Source organism: Plantibacter sp. CFBP 8798, from assembly GCF_014841195.1.
In the GTDB taxonomy this organism is placed as follows: Bacteria; Actinomycetota; Actinomycetes; order Actinomycetales; family Microbacteriaceae; genus Plantibacter; species Plantibacter auratus.
The window spans coordinates 937,978-957,580 of the sequence record NZ_JACYTS010000002.1 but is presented as its reverse complement, the minus strand read 5'-3'; the positions used below and the strand labels follow the sequence as shown (position 1 = coordinate 957,580).

The window sequence follows — 19,603 nt, the reverse complement described above, 5'->3', positions numbered from 1 at the left end:
CCAGCGGGGTACTGCTCCGGCGGTACGCTCGATGAGGCGCCACCCGAACGGGCGCCACGGGAGGCACCGGGTGACGATCGATCTGGCGAGCATGCTGGTGGTGGCGGTGATCGTCTGCGCCGCGTGCGGGATCTTCTACGGACTCGACAGCGCGCGAACCCTCGCCGGACGCCACATGGCAGCATGGATGTCCGGATTCGCCACCACCCTGCTCTCCGCGGTCAGCTATCTCGCCGCCACGCTCAACGGCGACTCGGTATGGATCGTCGCCGTCGCCAACGCCGCCATGGTCGCTTCGATCGCCGCCCTGTGGGTCGGGTGCCGGCTGTTCAACGGTCGACGCAGCCTCGTGTTGCTCGGCACCCTCTTCGTCGGGGTGACGGCGATCTCCGCCGTCCTCGACCCCACCGACGACCCGGAGTGGGCCGGCACTATCGCCCGGCTCATCTCGCTCATCATGCTGTCGCTGTTGGTCGCCTACGAGGCGCGACGGGGGCGGATGCGAACCGCACCGGCGTCACTGGTGCTCGTCGTCGTCATGATCCTCCACGCGGTGTTCACCGCCGTGCGCCTCGCAGTGTACCTCGCGGCGGGTCCCCACTCGGAGATCTTCGAGCGGCTGTTCAGCACGCGCATCGTGACCTACATGAACCTCGTGTTCGTCGTCGCGATCGCCGTCGGCCTCGTCCTCCTGCGCTCCTGGGAGCGCAAGCAGCGCCTCTCCTCGGAGCGGGTGGGCGTCCGCGCGGTGGGGCGCCGGGCGTTCATCGCCGAGGCGACCCGACTCCGCGACAGGCAGCAGCCCGATCGTCGCCTCGCGATCCTCGTCGTGGCGATCGACGGCTACGGCGACCTCCGCCGCGCCTACGGGATGGCGACGGCGGGGGAGCTGGAGGCGCTGCTCGCAGCCGCGGTCTTCCGTGAGCTGCCGGCCGGGTCCGTCTGCACCCGCGTGTGGAGCGGGACGATCCTCGTGGCCACGTCGGTCGAATCGGGGCCGACCGGCCTCTCGGGTCTCCACGACCTCGCGGCGCCGATCGCCGCCGGCTACCGGGAGGCCGTGACGCAGCAGCTCGACGGTTTCGCCGGTGCTGCCAACCTCGGTGTCGCGGTCGATTCAGCCGCGCCGACGCCCGTCGAGACCCTCGTGTCGATCGCACGGACGGCCCGAGCCGACGCCGAGCGGCGAGGCGAATCGGTGCGGGTCGTCGAGTCCGCGTCGGAGACGCAGGACCGCTGACGGCGCGTGCGGCTCAGCGACCCTGGCGCTTCTTGTACGGCAGCGGCTCGCCCTTGACCTTCGGCGCGCGACCCTTGCCCTTGTTCGCCTTGGCTTTGCCGCCCGGCGCAGGAGCCGACTTCGCTGCTGCTGCCGCTGAGGCGTCGAGTTGGCGACGTGCCTCGATGAGGAACGCGTAGCCGGCGTCCGTCAGCTGCGTGGATTCCACGTCGCGAGCGAACAGTTCCGCTCCGACGCTCTCCTCGAGCTTCCGGACGTCGGCGACGACGGTGCTCCGCGGCACACCGAGCGCCTTGGCCGCCTTCGCGAAGTGGAGGGTCTCCGCGGAGGCGACGAAGGAGCGCAGCTGCTTGTGATCCATGCCCTCAGCCTACGGTCACGGCGTCAGGCTGCCGACCAGTGTCGCGTCAGCCACCCAGCTGGTCGCGTCGGCGACGCCGCACGATCACCGAGGCGATACCCGCGAGCAGGCCGAGGCCGAGCAGGGAGCCGGCTGCGATCGCCAGCGTCGATCCCTGGAACCCGGTGTCGGGAAGCCTCGTGATGTCTCCGGCCGGAACCGCCGGCTGACCGGGGACCTGCGGGGTGCCTGGCGGGACGATGACGATCGTCGATTCGATGGAGTCGTCGGGTGCGGTGCCGTTACTCGCGGTGATGGTGACCGTGTAGGTCCCGGGCGTCGTGGGCGTGCCGGTCACGCCACCGGTCACGCTGTCGAGGACGAGTCCCGGGGGCAGGGCACCCGAGGTGACCGTGTACGTCGCGTCGGGGCTGCCCGTAGAGGTGACGGTGCTGTCATACGTCGTACCGACGGTGCCGCCGGGGAGCGGAGCGGAGGTGATCTCCGGGCTCGTCGTCACGACGGAGCCGCTGCCGTCGTCGCAGCCTGCAGGACGGGTGATGACCGTGTTGTCGAGCGTCACAGCACCGGTGGATGCGAGCAGGCGACCCTCGACGACCGTGCCCGATTGCGTGGAGATGGACGCGTCGGCGAGGATCGTGCCGACGAAGGGCGCGCCTCCGCGGAGCGTGGCCGAGCTGCCCACTCGCCAGAACACGTTGCAAGCACTCGCGCCGCCGACGAGGGTGACCGAGGAGCCGACGGCGGTGTCCAGCGTGCTCGCGGCCTGGAAGACCCAGACGGACTCTGCTGCGCCGGTGAGCGTCACGTTGCCGGTGAGGGAGATCTCTCCGCCTGCATAGACGCCGGGCTCGAGGTTGAGGCCGGTGAGGTCACCGACCTGCTGCGGGGCCGGCGTGAGACTGGAGGCGGTACCCATCGCGATGAGGAGGTCGTTCTTGGCGGTGGCGGCGACCTCGTTGGTCACATCCTGGATGCCGTTGACGATGCCCGGCGGGAAATTGGTCACGGCGCTCCCCGGGCTCAGCCCGAGGTCGCCGTTGATCGTGGTCGGGGAGTCGGTGTTGGTGACGGTCGACCCTGCGAGCACGCCGTACTTGGCTGCCGTGCCCAGGTTGATCGGGCCGTTGATCGTGGTCGCGGCGTTCGCCGGTCCGGCACCGATGGCCAGGAGTCCGACGGTCACGACTGCCGCTGCGGCGAAGAGGCGAGAGCGAACGCGGCCGGGTCTGGCGCTGCGGGCGGGTGGAGAGAGTTCGAGGCGCATCAGGGCCCCTTCCGTGTGGGAGGGGCGCGAAGCCAAAGAACATGGCGACATCAACCGCAACTGCTCCCTGTGTAACACCTTCGGGGGGCGCCCAGTCGGTTAGTGCGGAACGCGTACCCGATCGTGATGTCGTGCTATTCGCGGGCGGGCGCGAGGGTGGCGCGGAATGAACGGTCTCCTGCGCCCGGTCCGAGTGAGACGATTGACCTATGACTGCAACGCTCGTGGCCCAAGGCCTGGCCGGAGGACACGGCCACCGCACCCTGTTCGACGGCCTCGATCTGACGGTGGCACCGGGTGACGTGATCGGCGTCGTCGGGATGAACGGCGCGGGGAAGTCGACCCTGCTCCAGCTCCTCGGCGGCTCCCTCGAACCGCAGGCAGGCACGATCTCGCTGTCGCCCTCCGACGCCTTCGTGGGCGCGCTCCCGCAGGAACACGAGCGCGTCGTCGGCGAGAGCGTCGCCGCTTACATCGCCCGGCGCACCGGCTGTGCTGCGGCGACCGAGGCGATGGATGCCGCCGCCGCGGCGCTCGCCGAACCCCCGCAGGCAGGCCCGGACCCCGCGGACGTCTACTCCGCCGCCCTCGACCGCTGGTTGGCGAGCGGCGCGGCCGATCTCGAGGAGCGGATCCCCGCGGTCCTCGCCGACCTCGGGCTGGACCTCGACGCGGATGTCACGACCACGATGATGACCTCGCTGTCCGGTGGGCAGGCCGCTCGCGTCGGACTGGCGGCGCTGCTGCTGTCGCGATTCGACATCGTCCTCCTCGACGAACCGACCAACGATCTCGACCTGGACGGCTTGGAGCGGCTCGAACGCTTCGTGCAGGGATTGCGCGGGGGTGTGGTGCTCGTCAGCCACGACCGCGAGTTCCTCGCCCGCTGCGTCACGCGCGTCCTCGAACTCGACCTCGCACAGCAGAGCAACCGCGTCTTCGGGGGCGGATACGAGGCCTACCTCGAGGAGCGTGAGGTCGCCAGGCGGCACGCCCGCGACGCCTATGACGAGTTCGCCGACAAGAAGGCCGATCTCATTGGTCGCGCCCGGGTGCAGCGGGAGTGGTCCAGCCAGGGCGTGCGGAACGCGATGAAGAAGGCGCCCGACAACGACAAGATCCGGCGGAAGGCCTCGGCGGAGTCCTCGGAGAAGCAGGCCCAGAAGGTCCGGCAGATGGAGAGTCGCATCGCCCGGCTGGACGAGGTCGAGGAACCGCGCAAGGAGTGGCAGCTGCAGTTCACGATCGGCAGCGCACCGCGTTCGAGCACGGTCGTCGCGACGCTGTCCGAGGCCGTCGTCCGGCAGGGCGACTTCCAGCTCGGCCCCCTGTCGCTCCAGGTGAACGTGGGCGATCGCATCGGCATCACCGGGCCCAACGGCGCCGGCAAGTCCACCCTGCTCGCGACGCTGCTCGGTCGTCGCGAACCCGACGCGGGCAGCGCGAGCCTCGGCTCGAGTGTGCGGATCGGCGAGATCGACCAGGCCCGCTCACTGCTCGTCGGCACGGAGCCGCTCGCCGACCGCTTCGAGGCGACCGTGCCCGACCTCAGTCCGGGAGAGGTCAGGACGCTGCTGGCGAAGTTCGGGCTGAAGGCCGACCACGTGAACCGGCCCGTCGACGAGCTGTCACCGGGGGAGCGCACCCGCGCCGGGCTCGCCGTGCTCCAGGCGACGGGGATCAACCTGCTGGTCTTGGACGAGCCGACGAACCACCTCGACCTCGCTGCGATCGAACAGCTCGAGGAGGCACTCGAGAGCTACGACGGAACACTCCTCCTCGTCACCCACGACCGCCGCATGCTCGACACCGTCCGGATCGAACGGCGGTGGGTCGTCGAGGCCGGCCAGGTCGCGGAGCGCTAGCCCGCGGCGGTACCGCTCAGAGGCCTCGGAGGAGCGCGTCACGGAGTTCGGGTCCGATGTCCTCGGGAACGTCGATCTCGACCGCGAGCGCCTGGATCGCCCGGCTGTAGTAGTTGCGAGCGGCCGCAGCGAGCGTGATGTCGAGGATCTCCCGGTCGGAGAAGCCGTGCTGGCGCAGGGTCAGGCTGTCGGCGTCGGTCATCCGGTCCGAGTCGCGACCCACCCGTTCGGCGTAGGCCATCATCGCGACCTCCGCGGGGCTCAGGCCGGCGTCGTGATAGTCCGCCGCGATCCGCACGAGTTGGTCCTCCTCGAACAGCGCAAGCGATCTCCGGCCGTGAGCGAGACGGCAATGCCGTGACCGCATCCCTCGCGCCGCGGCGAGCGTCACGAGCTCGTAGCGTCGCATGCCGAGCGGTCGGGCGATCTCACCGATCAGCGCCTCCCACGCGGCGTAGGCCCCGGGGTTCAACGCCATCACCTTCGTGTGCGCCGCGACGAAACCCTGGTCGGCGATGTCGTCGTCGTACATCGCCGCCGTCGTCGCATCGGCATCGGCTTCGGGGATGGTGTGGAGGATCGACATGTCGGCCACCTCGTCGGAACGGGCCGCGGGCCGGGCGTCCGCGGCTACCGTTCATGATGGCACTCGAGATCGGCGCTGTCAGAACCCTTTTCCGGTTGGTCTCGGCGATCACATCGGCATCACCGGCCCCGGTTGTCGCCGGGAAGACCCGCGCCCCGACAATGAGCGAGGACCCCGCGGCGTTCGCCAGGCGGGGTCCTCGTCGTTCAGAGGGCGCGTCAGTCGCGCAGCTGCTCCTTGTAGTCGTTCTTCGCCTCGGTGGTGTCGCGCTCGGCTTCGGCCTTCTTCACGTCGGCCTCCGCCTGCTTCACCTTCGCGTCGGCCTTGGCCTCGTCGACCTTGTCGCCGATCCGGTCCTTGGCGTCTTCGACGGTCTCGCCGATCTTCCGGCCGGTCGCCTCAGCAGCGTCCTTGGCGTTGTCCAGGAATCCCATGTCAGCTCCGTCTCTGATCCCGACTCTCGGTCACCGTTCCAGCCTCGCGGGCCCGCGCCCGCGAGGCAACCACTTGTGTTCCGAGGCGTGGACGGCTAGATCATGAGACGATCCGGCGCGCGGGGGCGCCGTCGCTCAGGGGGCGGGGGCGCCACCGTCGGTCGGGGTCGCGTGCGGCAGCCAGTCCTTGAGGATGACCTCCTCCGGGTCGACCAGACGTTCGGTGTGGAGGTCGTACTCCGGGTCACGCTCGGCGAGGAACCGGGTGACGGCGTCAGCGTCCTCGTTGTCGTGTCGACGTCGTGCGCGGTCTGCCGCGTCCTGCTCGGTGCTCATGGATCCCACCGTAGCTCAGCCTCCGGCGGAGGGTGCCGCCAGACACCCGGCGTCGGACAGCCGTCACCGAACGCGCGGCCGGATCCGTCCGGTCGGTCGTCGTGGGGTTCAGCGGAGACCCGCGACGGCCTCCACCGAGGCGACGACGGCGCTCGCCGTCCGGTCCAGCTCGGCCGCGGTGACGGCGGCGGTCCAACTGAAGCGCACGGCGGTCTGCGCGACCTCTGGAGCGATGCCGATCGCGAGGAGGACCGGTGACGGCTCGTCGCTGCCGGCGGCGCACGCGGAGCCGCTCGAGGAGATGACGCCCCGCCGTTCGAGTTCGAGGAGGACCGCCTCGCCGGAGGTCCCGGGGAACACGAACGATGCGATACCCGGTAGGCGTCGTTCCGGGTGGCCCGTCAACCGAGCACGCGGGACCTCGTTCAGGACCCTCGCGATGAACGCGTCACGCAGTCCGCTGACGCGGTCCACCGCTTCCACCCGATCACGCTCGGCGAGCTCCAGCGCCGTCGCGAGCCCGACGGCGGCGGCCACCTGTTCGGTCCCGCTCCGGCGACCGCGTTCCTGACCGCCACCGTGCAGGAGCGGTTCCAACGGCAGGGAGCCGCGCACGGCGAGCAGTCCGACGCCCTTCGGAGCACCGAGCTTGTGGCCGGCCAGGCTCAGCGCGTCCACGCCGAGGCGATCCAGTCCGAGCGGCAGCCATCCCGCCGCCTGCACGGCATCGGTGTGGAACGGGACGCCTGCGGCCTGGGCGACGCCTCCGAGCGCCGACAGGTCCTGGACCGTGCCGATCTCGTTGTTGGCCGCCAGCACCGAGACGAGCACTGTGTCCGGCCGCAGTGCAGCGGCGAGTTCGGCCGGGTCGACCAGGCCGGTCCCGTCCACCGGGAGGACGGTGGCCTCGACCCCGTGGAACCGCGTGAGGTACGCGACCGATTCCGCGACCGCCTCGTGCTCGATCGGCGAGGTGACGACATGGCGTCCGCGATCGAGGGCCGCCAGGGTGATGCCCTTGACTGCGAGGTTGTCCGCTTCGGTGCCGCCCGAGGTGAACACCACGTCTCCAGGTCGGACGCCCAGCACGGTCGCGACGCGTCGCCGGGCGTCCCGCAACGCCCCGGCCGCCGCCTCGCCGACGGTGTGATGGCTCGACGGGTTGCCGAAGGTGCTCGTCAGGTACGGCCACATCGCCTCGAGCACCTCCGGGCGCACCGGCGTCGTCGCGGCGTTGTCGAGGTAGAGCATCTCAGTCGACCGAGACGTCGAGCCCGAGGTCGAGGGACCGGACGCTGTGGGTGAGGGCACCGGAGGAGATGACATCGACGCCGGTCTCCGCGATGGCCCGCACCGTCGTCAGCGTCACGTTCCCGCTCGCCTCCACGATGGCGCGGCCGGCGATCAGCGCGACGCCCTCGCGGAGCTGGTCGACGGTGAAGTTGTCGAGCATGATCGTGTCGACGCCCGCCGCGAGCACCGCCTCGATCTGGTCCAGGCGGTCGACCTCGACCTCGATCGTCGTCGTGTGCGGGAGCTCCTCGCGAGCCCGCAGCAACGCCTCGGTGACCGTCAGGCCGCGCTCGAGGAGGACCGCCAGGTGGTTGTCCTTGACCATGACGGCGTCGGAGAGCGAATGGCGGTGGTTGTGCCCGCCGCCCGATCGCACCGCGTGGCGCTCGAAGACGCGCAGGCCCGGGGTCGTCTTCCGGGTGTCGACGATGCGGGCGCGGGTGTCGGACACGGCTTCGACGTACGCCGCGGTGATGGTCGCGATGCCGCTCATCCGCTGGACGAAGTTCAGGGCGACGCGCTCAGCGGTCAGGACGGCACGCGCCGGACCCGACACCATGGCGATGGTGTCACCCGCAGCGAACCGTTCGCCGTCGGCGACGAGGAACGCGACCGTGATGCGTGGGTCGGTCAGTCGGAACGCCGCCTCGAACACAGCCGAACCGCTGAAGACGCCCGCCTCGCGCGCGGTCAGGGAGGCCGAGGCCGTGGCGTCCTCCGGGATGAGGGTCGCCGCCGTCAGGTCGCCCCACGGGGCGTCCTCGACGAGGGCCGCGGTGACGGTGGTGTCGATGAGATGTGGGGTCAGCATGGTGCGAGCACGGTTCCGTTCACGGATGGGTGGGTGGTGGGCTGGGGCGCGTCGGCCGGCGTCGCGAGGGTGATCGCGATCGGCGACGCCTGATCCGGATCGACACCGGGATGGTCGTCCCTGGCGTGGGCGCCGCGTGACTCGGTGCGCGCGAGGGCAGCGGCGACAACGGCCCGGGCGAGCAGCAGGAGGTTGCGGTCCTCGGTGGCCGCGACCGACCGTGGCGCGGTGACGACGTCGTCGAGCTCGGTCGACCAACGGTCCAGGGTCCGGCGCGCGAGCTCGAGACCACGCGCGTCACGGACCAGCCCGGCATCCCGCCACATCACGGCGTGGAGCGCCGCGCGGCTGAAGGGCTCGACGGGGTCCGTTGGGAGTCGGAGGTCGTCATCGGCCGCAAGGGGATCGAGGACGACCCGCTCACCACCGAGCCCCGGGCGACCGGCGATCGGACCCGGTGCCGCATCGATCGCCGCGACGGCGCGGGCCGCGAAGACGGCACCCTCGAGGAGCGAGTTGGAGGCGAGGCGGTTGGCCCCGTGGACGCCCGTGCGAGCGACTTCGCCCACGGCGAGCAGCCCGGGCAGGGTGGTCCGGCCGTCGAGGTCCGTGGCGACACCGCCCATCCAATAGTGTGCGGCCGGGGCGACGGCGACCGGTGTGCGCGACCAGTCGACGCCGGAGGCTCGGAGGTGCTCGTCGATCCCCGGGAACCGCGCGGCGAGGCGGTCCGCGCCGAGCGCGGTCGCATCGAGCGTCACCGGGGCGCCGCCCTGCGCGGCCATGGCCCGGGCGATCCCTCGGGCGACGATGTCGCGTGGTGCCAGCTCGGCGTCGGGGTGCAGCGCCCGCATGAAGCGTTCACCGTTCGCGTCCCGGAGGACGGCCCCCTCGCCGCGGACGGCCTCGGAGACGAGGAAGCTGCCGGGTGCGGCGAGCGCGGTCGGGTGGAACTGGACGAACTCCACGTCGGCCAGCACCGCTCCAGCACGGAGTGCTGCAGCGGCGCCGTCGCCCGTCGCCACCGCCGGGTTGGTCGTGAACGGGTAGAGCTGCCCGACACCGCCGGTGGCGAGGATCACGTGGTCGGCGTCGACGGTGAACGCACCTCGCTCGGAGGACCGGAGGTGTGCACCGGTGACCGTCCCGGCGGTGACGACCAGGTCGACGAGGACGGTGTGCTCCAGCACGGTTACCCGCCGGGCCGCAAGCGTCTCGACGAGCGCCGTCTCGATCGCCGCGCCGGTCGCGTCGCCACCGGCGTGCAGCACCCGGGGGTAGGAGTGGGCCGCTTCGAGGCCCTTCGCGAAGCCGTCGCCGTCGCGGTCGAACGCCACACCGAAGGCGATGAGCTCGCGGATCCGTTCGGGCCCCTCGGTGCAGAGCACCCGGACGGCCTCCTCGTCGCACAGCCCCGCGCCGGCCAGCAGCGTGTCCCGGACGTGGTCCTCGACGCGGTCGTCGTCGAACATGACCCCGGCGATCCCGCCCTGCGCATAGCGCGTGTTGCTCTGGCCGAGGACGTCCTTGGTGGCGACCACGACCTCGTGCCGTTCACTCGCGTGGATCGCGGCCACGAGCCCGGCGATCCCGCTCCCGACCACGAGCACCGTCGCCATGTCAGCCGGCCTGGGTTCCGGCGGCGACCGGTGGCTTCGCGGCGAGCATGCGCTCGAGCGACAGGCGGGCCGGGACGGCCACGTCGTCGGAGACGGTGATGCGGTTGAGCACCTCGCCCGCGACGAGTCCTTCGAGCACCCAGGCCAGGTAGCCGGGGTGGATGCGGTACATCGTCGAGCAGGGGCAGATCACGTCGTCGAGGCAGAAGATCGTGTGCTGCGGGTACTGCGCGGCGAGGCGCTGCACCATGTTGATCTCGGTGCCGATCGCGAACGTGGTGCCGTCCGGCGCCGCCGCGATGGCCTTCTGGATGTAGTCCGTCGATCCCGCCTCGTCGGCGGCGTCGACGACCGCCATCGGGCACTCGGGGTGCACGATGACCCGGACGCCGGGGTGCTGCGCCCGGGCGCGGTCGATCTGGTCGACGGTGAACCGCTTGTGCACCGAGCAGAAGCCGTGCCACAGGATGACCTCGGCCTGCTCGAGGTCCGTCGCCTCGTTGCCGCCGAGCGGGCGGTTCGGGTTCCACATCGGCATGTGCTCGAGTGGCACGCCCAGCTTCTTGGCGGTGTTCCGACCCAGGTGCTGGTCCGGGAAGAACAGCACCCGCTGTCCGCGCTCGAAGGCCCACCGCAGGACCGTCTCCGCGTTGCTGGACGTGCAGACGATCCCGCCGTGCCGACCGCAGAAGCCCTTGAGCGCCGCCGAGGAGTTCATGTAGGTGACGGGGATGACCGGTACCCGGCCGTCGGCGTCCGGTTCGGTCCCGTAGAGCGCCTCGAGGGCCTCCCACGCCTCCTCGACCTGGTCGATGTCCGCCATGTCGGCCATCGAGCAGCCGGCGGCGAGGTTCGGGAGGATCACGGCCTGCTCGGGTCCGGACAGGAGGTCGGCCGTCTCGGCCATGAAGTGCACGCCGCAGAACACGATCGCCTCGGCCTCGGTGCGTGCCTTGGCCGCGTTCGCGAGCTGGAAGGAGTCGCCGATGTAGTCGGCGTGCTGGACCACCTCATCCCGCTGGTAGAAGTGCCCGAGGATCACGACGCGGTCTCCGAGGGTCTGCTTCGCGGCCACGATGCGGCGGTGGAGTTCATCGTTGGAGGCGTCGCGATAGGCGGCCGGGAGCTGGCCCTGCCGAGGCGAACCGGTCGGGATGACGTCGCCCATCGACGCGCCAGGGCCGTAGCTCGGCGGCTGCAGGTCGAACACCCAGGGCCCGGCCGCGAGCTCGGGCGCGCAGGTCGCGCCGTCGGACGCACCCTCGGTGATCTGCTGGATGGTGTCGTCGACGGATGCGGTGATGGTCATGCTGGCTCCTCGGACTGCTGACGGGTGGTCGGGGTGGACGTCGTGGGCCTGCGGCTCGTCGACCGCCCGGGCGACGGGGTCTCCGGTCGGGTGACGGGCTGGGTCCACCGATAGAGCCGCGCCGGGCGGTGGCGCCCACCGGTACGGAGCTCGTCGGTCTGCAGGACGAGACCGGAGGACTCGACCTGGCGTCGGAAGTTCGCGGGGTCGAGCTGCTTCTGCAACACCGCCTCGTGCACCTCCCGGAGTTCGGAGAGGGTGAAGGTCTCGCCCAGGAAGGCGTGCGCGATGTGGCTGTACTCCAGCTTGTTCCGGAGTCGCCACAGGGCGTACTCCACGATGTCGCGGTGGTCGAACGCCAACGGGGGGAGCGCGTCGGCCGGGAACCAGCGCACGTTCTGGCCGAGCCGCGTGCGCTTCGCCTCGTCGGACCCGACGAGCGCCCAGTAGACGATCGAGACGACCCGCTCGGCGGGGGAGCGGTCGAGGTCGCCGAACGCGTACAACTGCTCGAGGTACCGCGGGCGGAGTGAGGTGGTCGTCTCCAGGGTCGACGAGGCCGCGTCCGCGAGGGACTCCGCGGCACCGAGCGGGCCGCCCGGCAGCGCCCAGAGGCCGTCGTAGGGCTCACGGATGCGCCGGACGAGCGGGAGCCAGATGCCCGGCTGCGGGACGGTCGCGCCGAACCCGTCGTCGGCTCGGAGCGTGAAGATGACGGTCGAGACCGCGAGGCCGACCTGCGGGTCCGTCTGCTCCGCGGGAGTCGTCGATCGCTGCATGGGGGATCTCCGTGTTCCGGAGCACCGGCGGCACTTCAGGTAGAAATGACCTGTACTCGATACAGGCTTAGTGTACACCTGACTCGAACAAGGTCCTGCGCCGAGGCGACCACTCGCGATATGCTGGCGGCTCAATCGAACATCGGGCCGCAAACACGATGCGGGAGAGCCGGTACGCCGGCACCGAAGGAGCAAGCCTCCCCGCCAATCTCTCAGGTCCTGTACCGCATCGGACTGGCCACTCTGGAAAGCAGCGCACGTTCGTGGTGCGCTCGCCGACGGTGAAAGCAGTGTCCGCAGCAGCGGCGCTCGTGAAGCTCTCAGGCCAATGACAGAGGGGGAGTTCCCAACGGGCACCGTCAGGTGTCCGCAGCGCACCACGCGACCCCGGAGAACTCGTGACCGACCTCGAACGAACCAGCCCGCTCCATGCCGTCCACGAAGCCGCCGGCGCGAGCTTCACGGACTTCGCCGGATGGCAGATGCCCGTGCGGTACTCGAGCGACCTCGCCGAGCACCACGCCGTGCGCACCGCCGCCGGCATCTTCGACATCTCCCACATGGCCGAGATCCAGGTCGTGGGCGACGACGCCGCCGACTTCCTCGACCAGGCGCTCGCGGGCAAGCTGTCCGCCATCGATCTGCTCCAGGCCAAGTACTCCCTGCTGCTGAACGAGGCCGGCGGCATCATCGACGACCTCGTCGTCTACCGCAACGGTGAGCACGAGTACCTCGTCGTCGCGAACGCGGGCAACCACGACGCCGTCGTCGCAGCGCTCACCGAGCGGGCCGCGGCGTTCGAGCACGTGGTCGTCATGGACCGCAGCGACGAGATCGCGCTCATCGCCGTCCAGGGGCCCGCCTCCCGCGCCATCCTCCAGGCGACCGAGGGGCTCCACATCCTGGACGAACTGCCCTCCCTCGACGAGGTGAAGTACTACCGCGCGACGGGTGCCTCCTTCGAGAACGGCACGGTCTTCATCGGGCGCACCGGGTACACCGGCGAGGACGGGTTCGAGCTGTACGTCGACGCGGCCGACGCCGTGGAGCTGTGGAACGCCATCGTCGCCGCCGGGACACCGCTCGGACTGGTCCCCGCCGGGCTCGCCAGTCGCGACACGCTCCGGCTCGAAGCCGGCATGCCGTTGTACGGCCACGAGCTCGGTCCGGACATGCTGCCCGTGCAGGCCGGACTCGGTCGCGTCGTCGCACTCGGCAAGCACGGCACGTTCATCGGTCGTGACGCCGTCGAGGCCGGTCCGGCGGACGACGCACCGGTGCTCGTCGCCCTCGTCTCCGAGGGGCGTCGTGCCGGTCGTGCCGGTTACCGCGTCCTCGCCGGCGACACGACCGTCGGCGAGGTGACGAGCGGGGCGCTGTCGCCGACCCTCGGACACCCGATCGCCATGGCCTACGTGCACCCCGACCACGCCGAGCCGGGCACCGTGCTCGACATCGACGTCCGCGGCACGCGGATCCCCGCGACCGTCACCACGCTCCCCTTCTATTCGAGAGAGAAGTAACCCATGGCCGACAAGACCACCCTCAAGTACACCGCCGAGCACGAGTGGATCCGCGTCGAGGGCGATCTCGCCGTCATCGGGATCACCGACTACGCCGCCGAGAAGCTCGGTGACGTCGTCTTCGTGGACCTCCCCGCCGTCGGCGCGGCGCTCTCAGCCAGCACCGTGGTCGGCGAGATCGAGTCCACGAAGTCCGTCGGCGAGCTCTTCGCCCCGCTCGACGGCGAGGTCGTCGAGGCCAACGGCGCCGTCGTCGACGACCCGTCGCTCGTCAACAGCGACCCGTTCGGTGCCGGCTGGCTCGTCTCGGTGCGCTACGACGCGCTGCCCGACACGCTCCTGAGCTGGGACGACTACGCCGCGCTGGTGGGCGAGTGATGGCGGACCGCTTCGCAGAACGGCACATCGGAACCGACACCGCCGCCCAGGCGACGATGCTCGCCGCCGTCGGGTACGACAGCGTCGACGCTTTGCTCGCCGCGGCCGTCCCGTCCGCGATCACGGCCGCCGAACTCGCCTCGTCGAGCATCCCCGACCCCGCGACCGAGCGCGCGGCGCTCGCCGAACTCCGTGAGCTCGCCGGCCGCAACACGGTGAACCGGAGCCTGATCGGTCTCGGCTACTTCGACACGATCACACCGGCGGTCATCAAGCGGAACGTGCTCGAGAACCCCTCCTGGTACACGGCCTACACGCCGTACCAGCCCGAGATCTCGCAGGGCCGCCTCGAGGCGCTCATCAACTTCCAGACGATGGTCGCCGACCTCACCGGTCTCGACACGGCCAACGCCTCGATGCTCGACGAGAGCACCGCGGTCGTCGAAGGCATGCTCCTCGCGCGCCGGGCCTCGAAGCTCGCCGACGCGACGTTCATCGTCGACGCCGACGCGTACCCGCAGACGAAGGCGCTCCTCCGGAGTCGCGCGGAAGCGGTCGGCATCGACCTCGTCGAGCTGCCGTTGTCGACCACCTCGCCCGAGGACCTCCCGGCGGCGTTCGGTGTCTTCGTGCAGTACCCCGGTGCCTCCGGGCTCGTGTGGGACCCGTCGGCGATCATCGCGGCGGTCAAGGCGGCCGGCGGCGTGTCGGTCGTCGCGGCCGATCTCCTCGCCCTCACGCTCATCTCCTCGCCCGGTTCCCTCGGCGCGGACATCGCGGTCGGGACGAGCCAGCGCTTCGGCGTGCCGATGGGCTTCGGCGGGCCGCACGCTGGGTACCTCGCGGTCCGTAAGGGCCTCGAGCGCCAGATGCCCGGTCGCCTCGTCGGCGTCAGCCAGGACGCGGCGGGTCACCCCGCCTACCGGCTCACGCTGCAGACGCGCGAGCAGCACATCCGCCGTGAGAAGGCCACGAGCAACATCTGCACGGCCCAGGTCCTGCTGGCGGTCATGGCCGCGATGTACGCCGTGTACCACGGGCCAGACGGGCTCAAGCGGATCGCGCAGTCGGTGCACGCGACCACCGCGAGTGCAGCCCGTCTGCTGGGGTCGGCGGGTGTCGAGGTGCTCACGGAGCACTACTTCGACACCCTGCAGGTGCGCGTCGCCGACAGCGCAGCGGTGGTGTCGGGTGCGCACGACCGCGGCCTCCTGCTGTGGGCCGTCGACGAGACGACCGTCTCGATGAGCTTCGACGAGGTGAGCGCGGTCGAGAGCGTCGTCCCGACCCTCGTCGAGGTGCTCACGACCGCTGGGACCGCCACCGCCGGAGAGCCGTCGGCGTACGTCTTCGACGAGGGGGCGTCCGCCTCGGCGTTCGGTCCGAGCGCCGTGTCGGAGTACCCGGCCACGCTCGCCCGCGAGACCGAGTATCTGACGCACCCGGTGTTCAACACCCACCACTCGGAGACCGCCATGATGCGGTACCTCAAGCAGCTTGCCGACCGCGACTATGCGCTCGACCGGGGGATGATCCCGCTGGGTTCGTGCACGATGAAACTCAACGCCGCCACCGAGATGGAGGCCGTCACCTGGCCCGAGTTCGCCGGGCTGCACCCGTTCGCCCCGCGTGAGGACGTCGCAGGCTCGCTCGAACTCGTCGACCAGCTCGAGACCTGGCTGGCCGAGGTCACCGGGTACGACTCCGTGTCGCTGCAGCCGAACGCCGGCAGCCAGGGCGAGCTCGCCGGTCTCCTCGCCATCCGCGGCTACCACCGCGCGAACGGCGACGATCAACGGACGGTCTGCCTCATCCCCTCGAGTGCGCACGGCACGAACGCGGCCTCCGCCGTCCTCGCCGGCATGCGTGTGGTCGTCGTCGCGTGCGACGAGCAGGGCAACGTCGACCTCGACGACCTCCGGTCGAAGATCGAGGCCAACGCCGAGTCCCTCGCTGCGCTCATGATCACCTACCCGTCCACCCACGGCGTCTACGAGCACGAGGTGAAGACCATCACCCAGGCCGTGCACGACGCCGGCGGCCAGGTCTACGTCGACGGCGCGAACCTCAACGCGCTGCTCGGGTACGCGCGGTTCGGTGAGTTCGGCGGCGACGTCTCGCACCTGAACCTGCACAAGACGTTCTGCATCCCGCACGGCGGTGGCGGCCCCGGTGTCGGGCCGGTCGCCGCCAAGGCGCACCTCGCGCCGTTCCTGCCCGGTCACCCGCTGGCGCAGCGGGCCGAGCACCCGCTGCTCGGCGGCGGGACGGTCGTGCACGACGGCGGTCCGATCTCGGCGGCTCCCTACGGCAGCCCGAGCATCCTGCCGATCTCGTGGGCGTACGTCCGCATGATGGGTTCGGAAGGGCTCCGCGAGGCGACCGGGGCCGCGGTGCTCGCGGCGAACTACATCGCTGCGCGACTGCGCGACCACTATCCCGTCCTGTACACGGGCGACAGCGACCTCGTGGCGCACGAGTGCATCCTCGACCTCCGTCCGCTCAAGGAGGCGACCGGGATCTCCGTCGACGACGTGGCCAAGCGTCTCGTCGACTACGGGTTCCACGCGCCGACGATGTCGTTCCCCGTCGCGGGGACGCTCATGGTCGAGCCGACGGAGAGCGAGGACCTCACCGAGGTCGACCGCTTCGTCGACGCGATGATCGCGATCAAGGCGGAAGCGGACGCCGTCGCGGCGGGCGAGTGGCCTGCCGACGACAACCCGCTCGTCGGGGCGCCGCACACGGCCCAGTCGGTCATCGAGGGGGAGTGGACGCACGCGTACTCGCGCGAGCTCGCCGTCTACCCCGTACACACGCTCGTGCGTACGAAGTACTGGCCGCCGGTGCGTCGCATCGACCAGGCGTACGGCGACCGCAACCTCGTGTGCGCCTGCCCGCCGCCCGAGGCCTTCGCCTAGCCGGTCCATGAGCACTCCCTCGCCCATTCGTGGGCGAGGGAGTGCTCGTTCGCCCCGTGATGGGCGAACGGGTCGTCAGGAGGAGGGCGTCGCGGCGAAGATCTCCGGCCACCAGGCGACGGCGAGCGGGAAGCCCGCGAACGAGATGATGTCGATGACGGTGTGCGCGACGACGAGCGGCATCACCCGCCCCCAGCGCTTGTAGCACCAGCCGAACGCGATCCCCATGGCGACGTTGCCGAAGAACGGCCCGATGCCCTGGTACAGGTGGTAGCTCCCGCGGAGGACGGCGGTCGACAGGATGATCGTCCACCACCCCCACCCGATCTCGCGGAGCCTGGTGTACAGGTAGCCGACGATGATGACCTCCTCCTGGAGGCCGGCGCGGAGGGCGGAGAAGACGAGCATCGGGATCGTCCACCAGTACATGGTGTCGGGGAACGTCGAGACCGCGACCGTGACGCCGAGTGCGCGGCCCAACGCGTACACACCGATGCCGGGGACACCAATAGCGGCGACGAGGAGCAGACCGCGGCCGAGGTCGCGTCCGGGGGAGCGGAGGTCGAGTCCCATCCGCGCGAAGCCGCTGCGTCCGGGCTGCCAGAGCAGGTAGATGACGAGGGCGACCGGCGCGAGCTGGAAGAAGAGCCCGAGGAACTGGTAGCTGAAGTCGAGCCACTCCCGGGTGGCCTGGGTGGTGTTGATCGCCGCAGATTGATCGGAGAGCGGCGGCCCCGCGGTGAGCTTCGCGATGAGCGAGATGATCGAGTACACCGCCGACGCCCCGAGGCTCAGCGCGAGGACGACGCCGATCTCCCACCACCGACGGTTGTTTCCGGCGCCCTCGGGGAGGTCCGGTCCCCGCTCGGTGGTGTTCTGTTCGCTCACCGGTCCATTCTGCTGGCTGGTGGCTCCGAGCGCACCGCATACCATCTGCGCGTCCGCTCGGCGGATATCAGGAGACGAACGCCTTACGATTCGTATCCAGAACGACGAAGTGACTGCACGAGTTTTGCGATCATGATCGTTCTGTTGCGTCGTGGGCGGGATCCGTGCACGAAAAAGCATCCGTGAGCAACAATCCGGCGATTGGGTTACCGCTGTGTAACGTTTGGCGTCCCAGTTTGCTCGCCGTCCTGCTTCTGCTTATCGTCAGAGTATTCAAAGAGCGATCCAGCGCACACGATGCGCTGTTTTCGCTTGCCCTTTCCCCAAGGAGGAACTGTGAAGTTCAGTCGGTTCGGCTCTGCCGCCGCCATCATCGCAGCAGGGGCTCTCGTCCTCACCGGTTGTTCCGGTGGCGGTTCCAGCAGCGAGAGCACCAGCAGCGCATCATCCATCATCACGACCAACGGCTCTGAGCCGGAGTCGGGCCTCATCCCCAGCGACACCAATGAGGTCGGTGGCGGAAAGATCCTCGACGAGATCTTCGCGGGCCTCGTCTACTACGACGCCAAGGGCAAGCCGGTCAACGACCTGGCCGAGTCGATCGAGACCGACGACTCGATCACCTTCACGATCAAGATCAAGCCGGACCAGAAGTTCACCAACGGTGACCCGGTTGACGCCGAGTCGTTTGTGAACGCTTGGCAGGACGCCGCGCTCCTCTCGAACGCTCGCAAGAACAGCTACTTCTTCGAGGACATCAAGGGCTTCAGCTACGACGCCGACCAGCCCCTCACCGGCCTCAACGTCGTCGACGACACGACCTTCACGGTCGAGCTCAACGAGGCTCGCTCTGACTTCCCGCTGCGCCTCGGATACTCCTCGTTCTACCCGCTGCCCAAGTCGGCGTTCGACGAGGCTGGCAAGGTCACGGCCGAGTTCGGTCAGAACCCGATCGGCAACGGCCCGTACAAGCTCGATGGTGAGAAGGCCTGGAAGCACAATGAGTCCATCGCGCTCGTCACCAACGATGAGTACAACGGTGGCCGCAAGCCGAAGAACGGCGGCGTGACGATCAACTTCTACGCCAGCTTCGACGCGGCGTACGCCGACCTGCTCGGTGGCAACCTCGACGTCCTGGACCAGATCCCCGACTCGGCCATCTCCACCTTCCAGGACGACCTGGGTGACCGCGCTGTGAACCAGCCCGCTGCCGTCTTCCAGTCCTTCACCATCCCGTCCCGCCTCCCGCACTTCAGCGGCGAAGAGGGTCAGCTGCGTCGTCAGGCGATCTCCTACGCGATCAACCGCAAGCAGATCACCGACGTCATCTTCGAGGGCACCCGCACCCCGGCGACCGACTTCACCTCGCCCGTCATCGACGGCTACTCGAAGGACATCCCCGGCAACGAGGTACTGACCAACGACGACAAGAAGGCCAAGGAACTCTGGGCCGAGGCTGACGCCATCTCCCCGTGGGACGGCTCCTTCCAGATCGCCTACAACGCCGACGGACCGCACCAGGCCTGGGTCGACGCTGTGACGAACAACATCAAGAACACCCTCGGTATCGAGTCCTCCGGTGTCCCGGTCGCCGTCTTCGGTGACTTCCGCGAGAGCATCACGAGCCGTCAGATCCAGACCGCGTTCCGCAGCGGATGGCAGGCCGACTACCCGGGTCTGTACAACTTCCTCGGCCCGCTGTACGCGACCGGCGCTTCCTCCAACGATGGCGACTACTCGAGCCCCGAGTTCGACAAGCTGCTGAGCGAGGGTGCGAGCGAGTCCGACCTGGATGCTGCGAACAAGAAGTTCCAGGAGGCCCAGGAGGTCCTGTTCAAGGACCTGCCCGCCATTCCGCTCTGGTACCAGAACGTGAGCGGTGGATTCGGCGAGGGCGTCCAGAACGTCGAGTTCGGTTGGAACTCCGTGCCCCTCTACTACGAGATCACCAAGTAATCTTGTAGACGGCACAACTGGGTGGGTCCGGTTCTTC

The 19,603-nt window shown here is 69.7% G+C and carries 17 protein-coding genes and 2 riboswitches; of the genes, 6 read left to right on the top strand and 11 right to left on the bottom strand.

Annotated elements, in window-relative coordinates:
• Positions 1-70: 70 nt before the first annotated feature.
• On the top strand, positions 71-1,240 hold the full coding sequence (locus tag IFU30_RS11520) for a hypothetical protein (protein ID WP_192005247.1): 1,170 nt from the start codon (positions 71-73) through the stop codon (positions 1,238-1,240).
• A 13-nt stretch (positions 1,241-1,253) separates the two neighbouring features.
• On the opposite strand, the gene IFU30_RS11515 is transcribed toward IFU30_RS11520, so the two are convergent.
• Positions 1,254-1,601, bottom strand: coding sequence for a LysR family transcriptional regulator (locus tag IFU30_RS11515; protein ID WP_064296432.1), 348 nt, complete (start codon positions 1,599-1,601; stop codon positions 1,254-1,256).
• 46 nt (positions 1,602-1,647) lie between these two features.
• Positions 1,648-2,868 carry an ice-binding family protein gene (locus IFU30_RS11510; protein ID WP_192005246.1) on the bottom strand — a complete coding sequence of 407 codons (1,221 nt, stop codon included), beginning with the start codon at positions 2,866-2,868 and terminating at the stop codon, positions 1,648-1,650.
• Between the two features lie 209 nt (positions 2,869-3,077).
• Between IFU30_RS11510 and IFU30_RS11505 the strand changes: the two genes are divergently transcribed.
• Positions 3,078-4,733, top strand: a complete 1,656-nt coding sequence (locus IFU30_RS11505; RefSeq protein ID WP_192005245.1) for an ABC-F family ATP-binding cassette domain-containing protein — start codon at positions 3,078-3,080, stop codon at positions 4,731-4,733.
• A gap of 16 nt (positions 4,734-4,749) precedes the next feature.
• Here IFU30_RS11505 and IFU30_RS11500 read toward each other — a convergent pair whose 3' ends face one another.
• From IFU30_RS11500 to IFU30_RS11465, 8 genes are all read right to left on the bottom strand, one after another.
• Positions 4,750-5,319 carry a carboxymuconolactone decarboxylase family protein gene (locus IFU30_RS11500; RefSeq protein ID WP_192005244.1) on the bottom strand — a complete coding sequence of 190 codons (570 nt, stop codon included), beginning with the start codon at positions 5,317-5,319 and terminating at the stop codon, positions 4,750-4,752.
• A 218-nt stretch (positions 5,320-5,537) separates the two neighbouring features.
• Positions 5,538-5,753 (bottom strand): hypothetical protein, encoded by a 216-nt coding sequence (locus IFU30_RS11495; protein ID WP_079705518.1) that lies wholly within the window; start codon positions 5,751-5,753, stop codon positions 5,538-5,540.
• A gap of 135 nt (positions 5,754-5,888) precedes the next feature.
• On the bottom strand, positions 5,889-6,089 hold the full coding sequence (locus IFU30_RS11490) for a hypothetical protein (RefSeq protein ID WP_064296429.1): 201 nt from the start codon (positions 6,087-6,089) through the stop codon (positions 5,889-5,891).
• Positions 6,090-6,197: 108 nt separating this feature from the next.
• Positions 6,198-7,340, bottom strand: coding sequence for a cysteine desulfurase family protein (locus IFU30_RS11485; RefSeq protein ID WP_192005243.1), 1,143 nt, complete (start codon positions 7,338-7,340; stop codon positions 6,198-6,200).
• A gap of 1 nt (position 7,341) precedes the next feature.
• Positions 7,342-8,193 carry a carboxylating nicotinate-nucleotide diphosphorylase gene (nadC, locus tag IFU30_RS11480; protein ID WP_192005242.1) on the bottom strand — a complete coding sequence of 284 codons (852 nt, stop codon included), beginning with the start codon at positions 8,191-8,193 and terminating at the stop codon, positions 7,342-7,344.
• The gene (gene nadB, locus IFU30_RS11475; RefSeq protein WP_192005241.1) at positions 8,187-9,812 is read right to left on the bottom strand and encodes an L-aspartate oxidase; all 1,626 of its coding nucleotides are present in this window, start codon (positions 9,810-9,812) and stop codon (positions 8,187-8,189) included. Before nadB ends, nadC begins: the two co-directional genes overlap by 7 nt.
• Before the next feature lies 1 nt (position 9,813).
• Entirely contained in the window at positions 9,814-11,121 is a 1,308-nt protein-coding gene (gene nadA, locus IFU30_RS11470) for a quinolinate synthase NadA (RefSeq protein WP_064296425.1), read from the bottom strand.
• Positions 11,118-11,900, bottom strand: a complete 783-nt coding sequence (locus IFU30_RS11465) for an NUDIX hydrolase (RefSeq protein WP_192005240.1) — start codon at positions 11,898-11,900, stop codon at positions 11,118-11,120. The genes nadA and IFU30_RS11465 overlap by 4 nt, the downstream gene beginning before the upstream one ends.
• A 151-nt stretch (positions 11,901-12,051) precedes the next feature.
• A riboswitch (glycine riboswitch) is annotated at positions 12,052-12,137 on the top strand.
• Between the two features lies 1 nt (position 12,138).
• Positions 12,139-12,242: riboswitch (glycine riboswitch) on the top strand.
• A gap of 56 nt (positions 12,243-12,298) precedes the next feature.
• Between IFU30_RS11465 and gcvT the strand changes: the two genes are divergently transcribed.
• The 3 genes from gcvT to gcvP are packed head-to-tail and all read left to right on the top strand — an operon-like array spanning position 12,299 to position 16,722.
• A complete protein-coding gene (gene gcvT / locus IFU30_RS11460) occupies positions 12,299-13,423 on the top strand; it encodes a glycine cleavage system aminomethyltransferase GcvT (RefSeq protein ID WP_192005239.1) in 1,125 nt (374 codons plus the stop codon).
• Between the two features lie 3 nt (positions 13,424-13,426).
• Complete coding sequence (gene gcvH, locus IFU30_RS11455; RefSeq protein ID WP_124769004.1) at positions 13,427-13,801, top strand: glycine cleavage system protein GcvH; 375 nt, start codon at positions 13,427-13,429, stop codon at positions 13,799-13,801.
• Positions 13,801-16,722 (top strand): aminomethyl-transferring glycine dehydrogenase, encoded by a 2,922-nt coding sequence (gene gcvP / locus IFU30_RS11450; protein ID WP_192005238.1) that lies wholly within the window; start codon positions 13,801-13,803, stop codon positions 16,720-16,722. The genes gcvH and gcvP overlap by 1 nt, the downstream gene beginning before the upstream one ends.
• 75 nt (positions 16,723-16,797) lie before the next feature.
• Here the strand turns inward: gcvP and IFU30_RS11445 are convergent, their stop codons facing one another.
• Positions 16,798-17,610, bottom strand: a complete 813-nt coding sequence (locus IFU30_RS11445; protein ID WP_342450853.1) for a CPBP family intramembrane glutamic endopeptidase — start codon at positions 17,608-17,610, stop codon at positions 16,798-16,800.
• Positions 17,611-17,946: 336 nt separating this feature from the next.
• On the opposite strand from IFU30_RS11445, the gene IFU30_RS11440 reads away from it, so the two are divergent.
• The gene (locus tag IFU30_RS11440) at positions 17,947-19,566 is read left to right on the top strand and encodes a peptide ABC transporter substrate-binding protein (protein ID WP_240555714.1); all 1,620 of its coding nucleotides are present in this window, start codon (positions 17,947-17,949) and stop codon (positions 19,564-19,566) included.
• Positions 19,567-19,603 lie beyond the last annotated feature (37 nt).

What these genes read in the sequence shown, in the direction of transcription:
- nadC (WP_192005242.1), bottom strand. Translation starts at nt 8,193, where the DNA reads ATGCTGACCCCACATCTCATCGACACCACCGTCACCGCGGCCCTCGTC.
- nadB (WP_192005241.1), bottom strand. Translation starts at nt 9,812, where the DNA reads ATGGCGACGGTGCTCGTGGTCGGGAGCGGGATCGCCGGGCTCGTGGCC.
- IFU30_RS11465 (WP_192005240.1), bottom strand. Translation starts at nt 11,900, where the DNA reads ATGCAGCGATCGACGACTCCCGCGGAGCAGACGGACCCGCAGGTCGGC.
- IFU30_RS11495 (WP_079705518.1), bottom strand. Translation starts at nt 5,753, where the DNA reads ATGGGATTCCTGGACAACGCCAAGGACGCTGCTGAGGCGACCGGCCGG.
- IFU30_RS11505 (WP_192005245.1), top strand. Translation starts at nt 3,078, where the DNA reads ATGACTGCAACGCTCGTGGCCCAAGGCCTGGCCGGAGGACACGGCCAC.
- IFU30_RS11515 (WP_064296432.1), bottom strand. Translation starts at nt 1,601, where the DNA reads ATGGATCACAAGCAGCTGCGCTCCTTCGTCGCCTCCGCGGAGACCCTC.
- gcvP (WP_192005238.1), top strand. Translation starts at nt 13,801, where the DNA reads ATGGCGGACCGCTTCGCAGAACGGCACATCGGAACCGACACCGCCGCC.
- nadA (WP_064296425.1), bottom strand. Translation starts at nt 11,121, where the DNA reads ATGACCATCACCGCATCCGTCGACGACACCATCCAGCAGATCACCGAG.
- gcvH (WP_124769004.1), top strand. Translation starts at nt 13,427, where the DNA reads ATGGCCGACAAGACCACCCTCAAGTACACCGCCGAGCACGAGTGGATC.
- IFU30_RS11490 (WP_064296429.1), bottom strand. Translation starts at nt 6,089, where the DNA reads ATGAGCACCGAGCAGGACGCGGCAGACCGCGCACGACGTCGACACGAC.
- IFU30_RS11500 (WP_192005244.1), bottom strand. Translation starts at nt 5,319, where the DNA reads ATGTCGATCCTCCACACCATCCCCGAAGCCGATGCCGATGCGACGACG.
- IFU30_RS11510 (WP_192005246.1), bottom strand. Translation starts at nt 2,868, where the DNA reads ATGCGCCTCGAACTCTCTCCACCCGCCCGCAGCGCCAGACCCGGCCGC.
- IFU30_RS11485 (WP_192005243.1), bottom strand. Translation starts at nt 7,340, where the DNA reads ATGCTCTACCTCGACAACGCCGCGACGACGCCGGTGCGCCCGGAGGTG.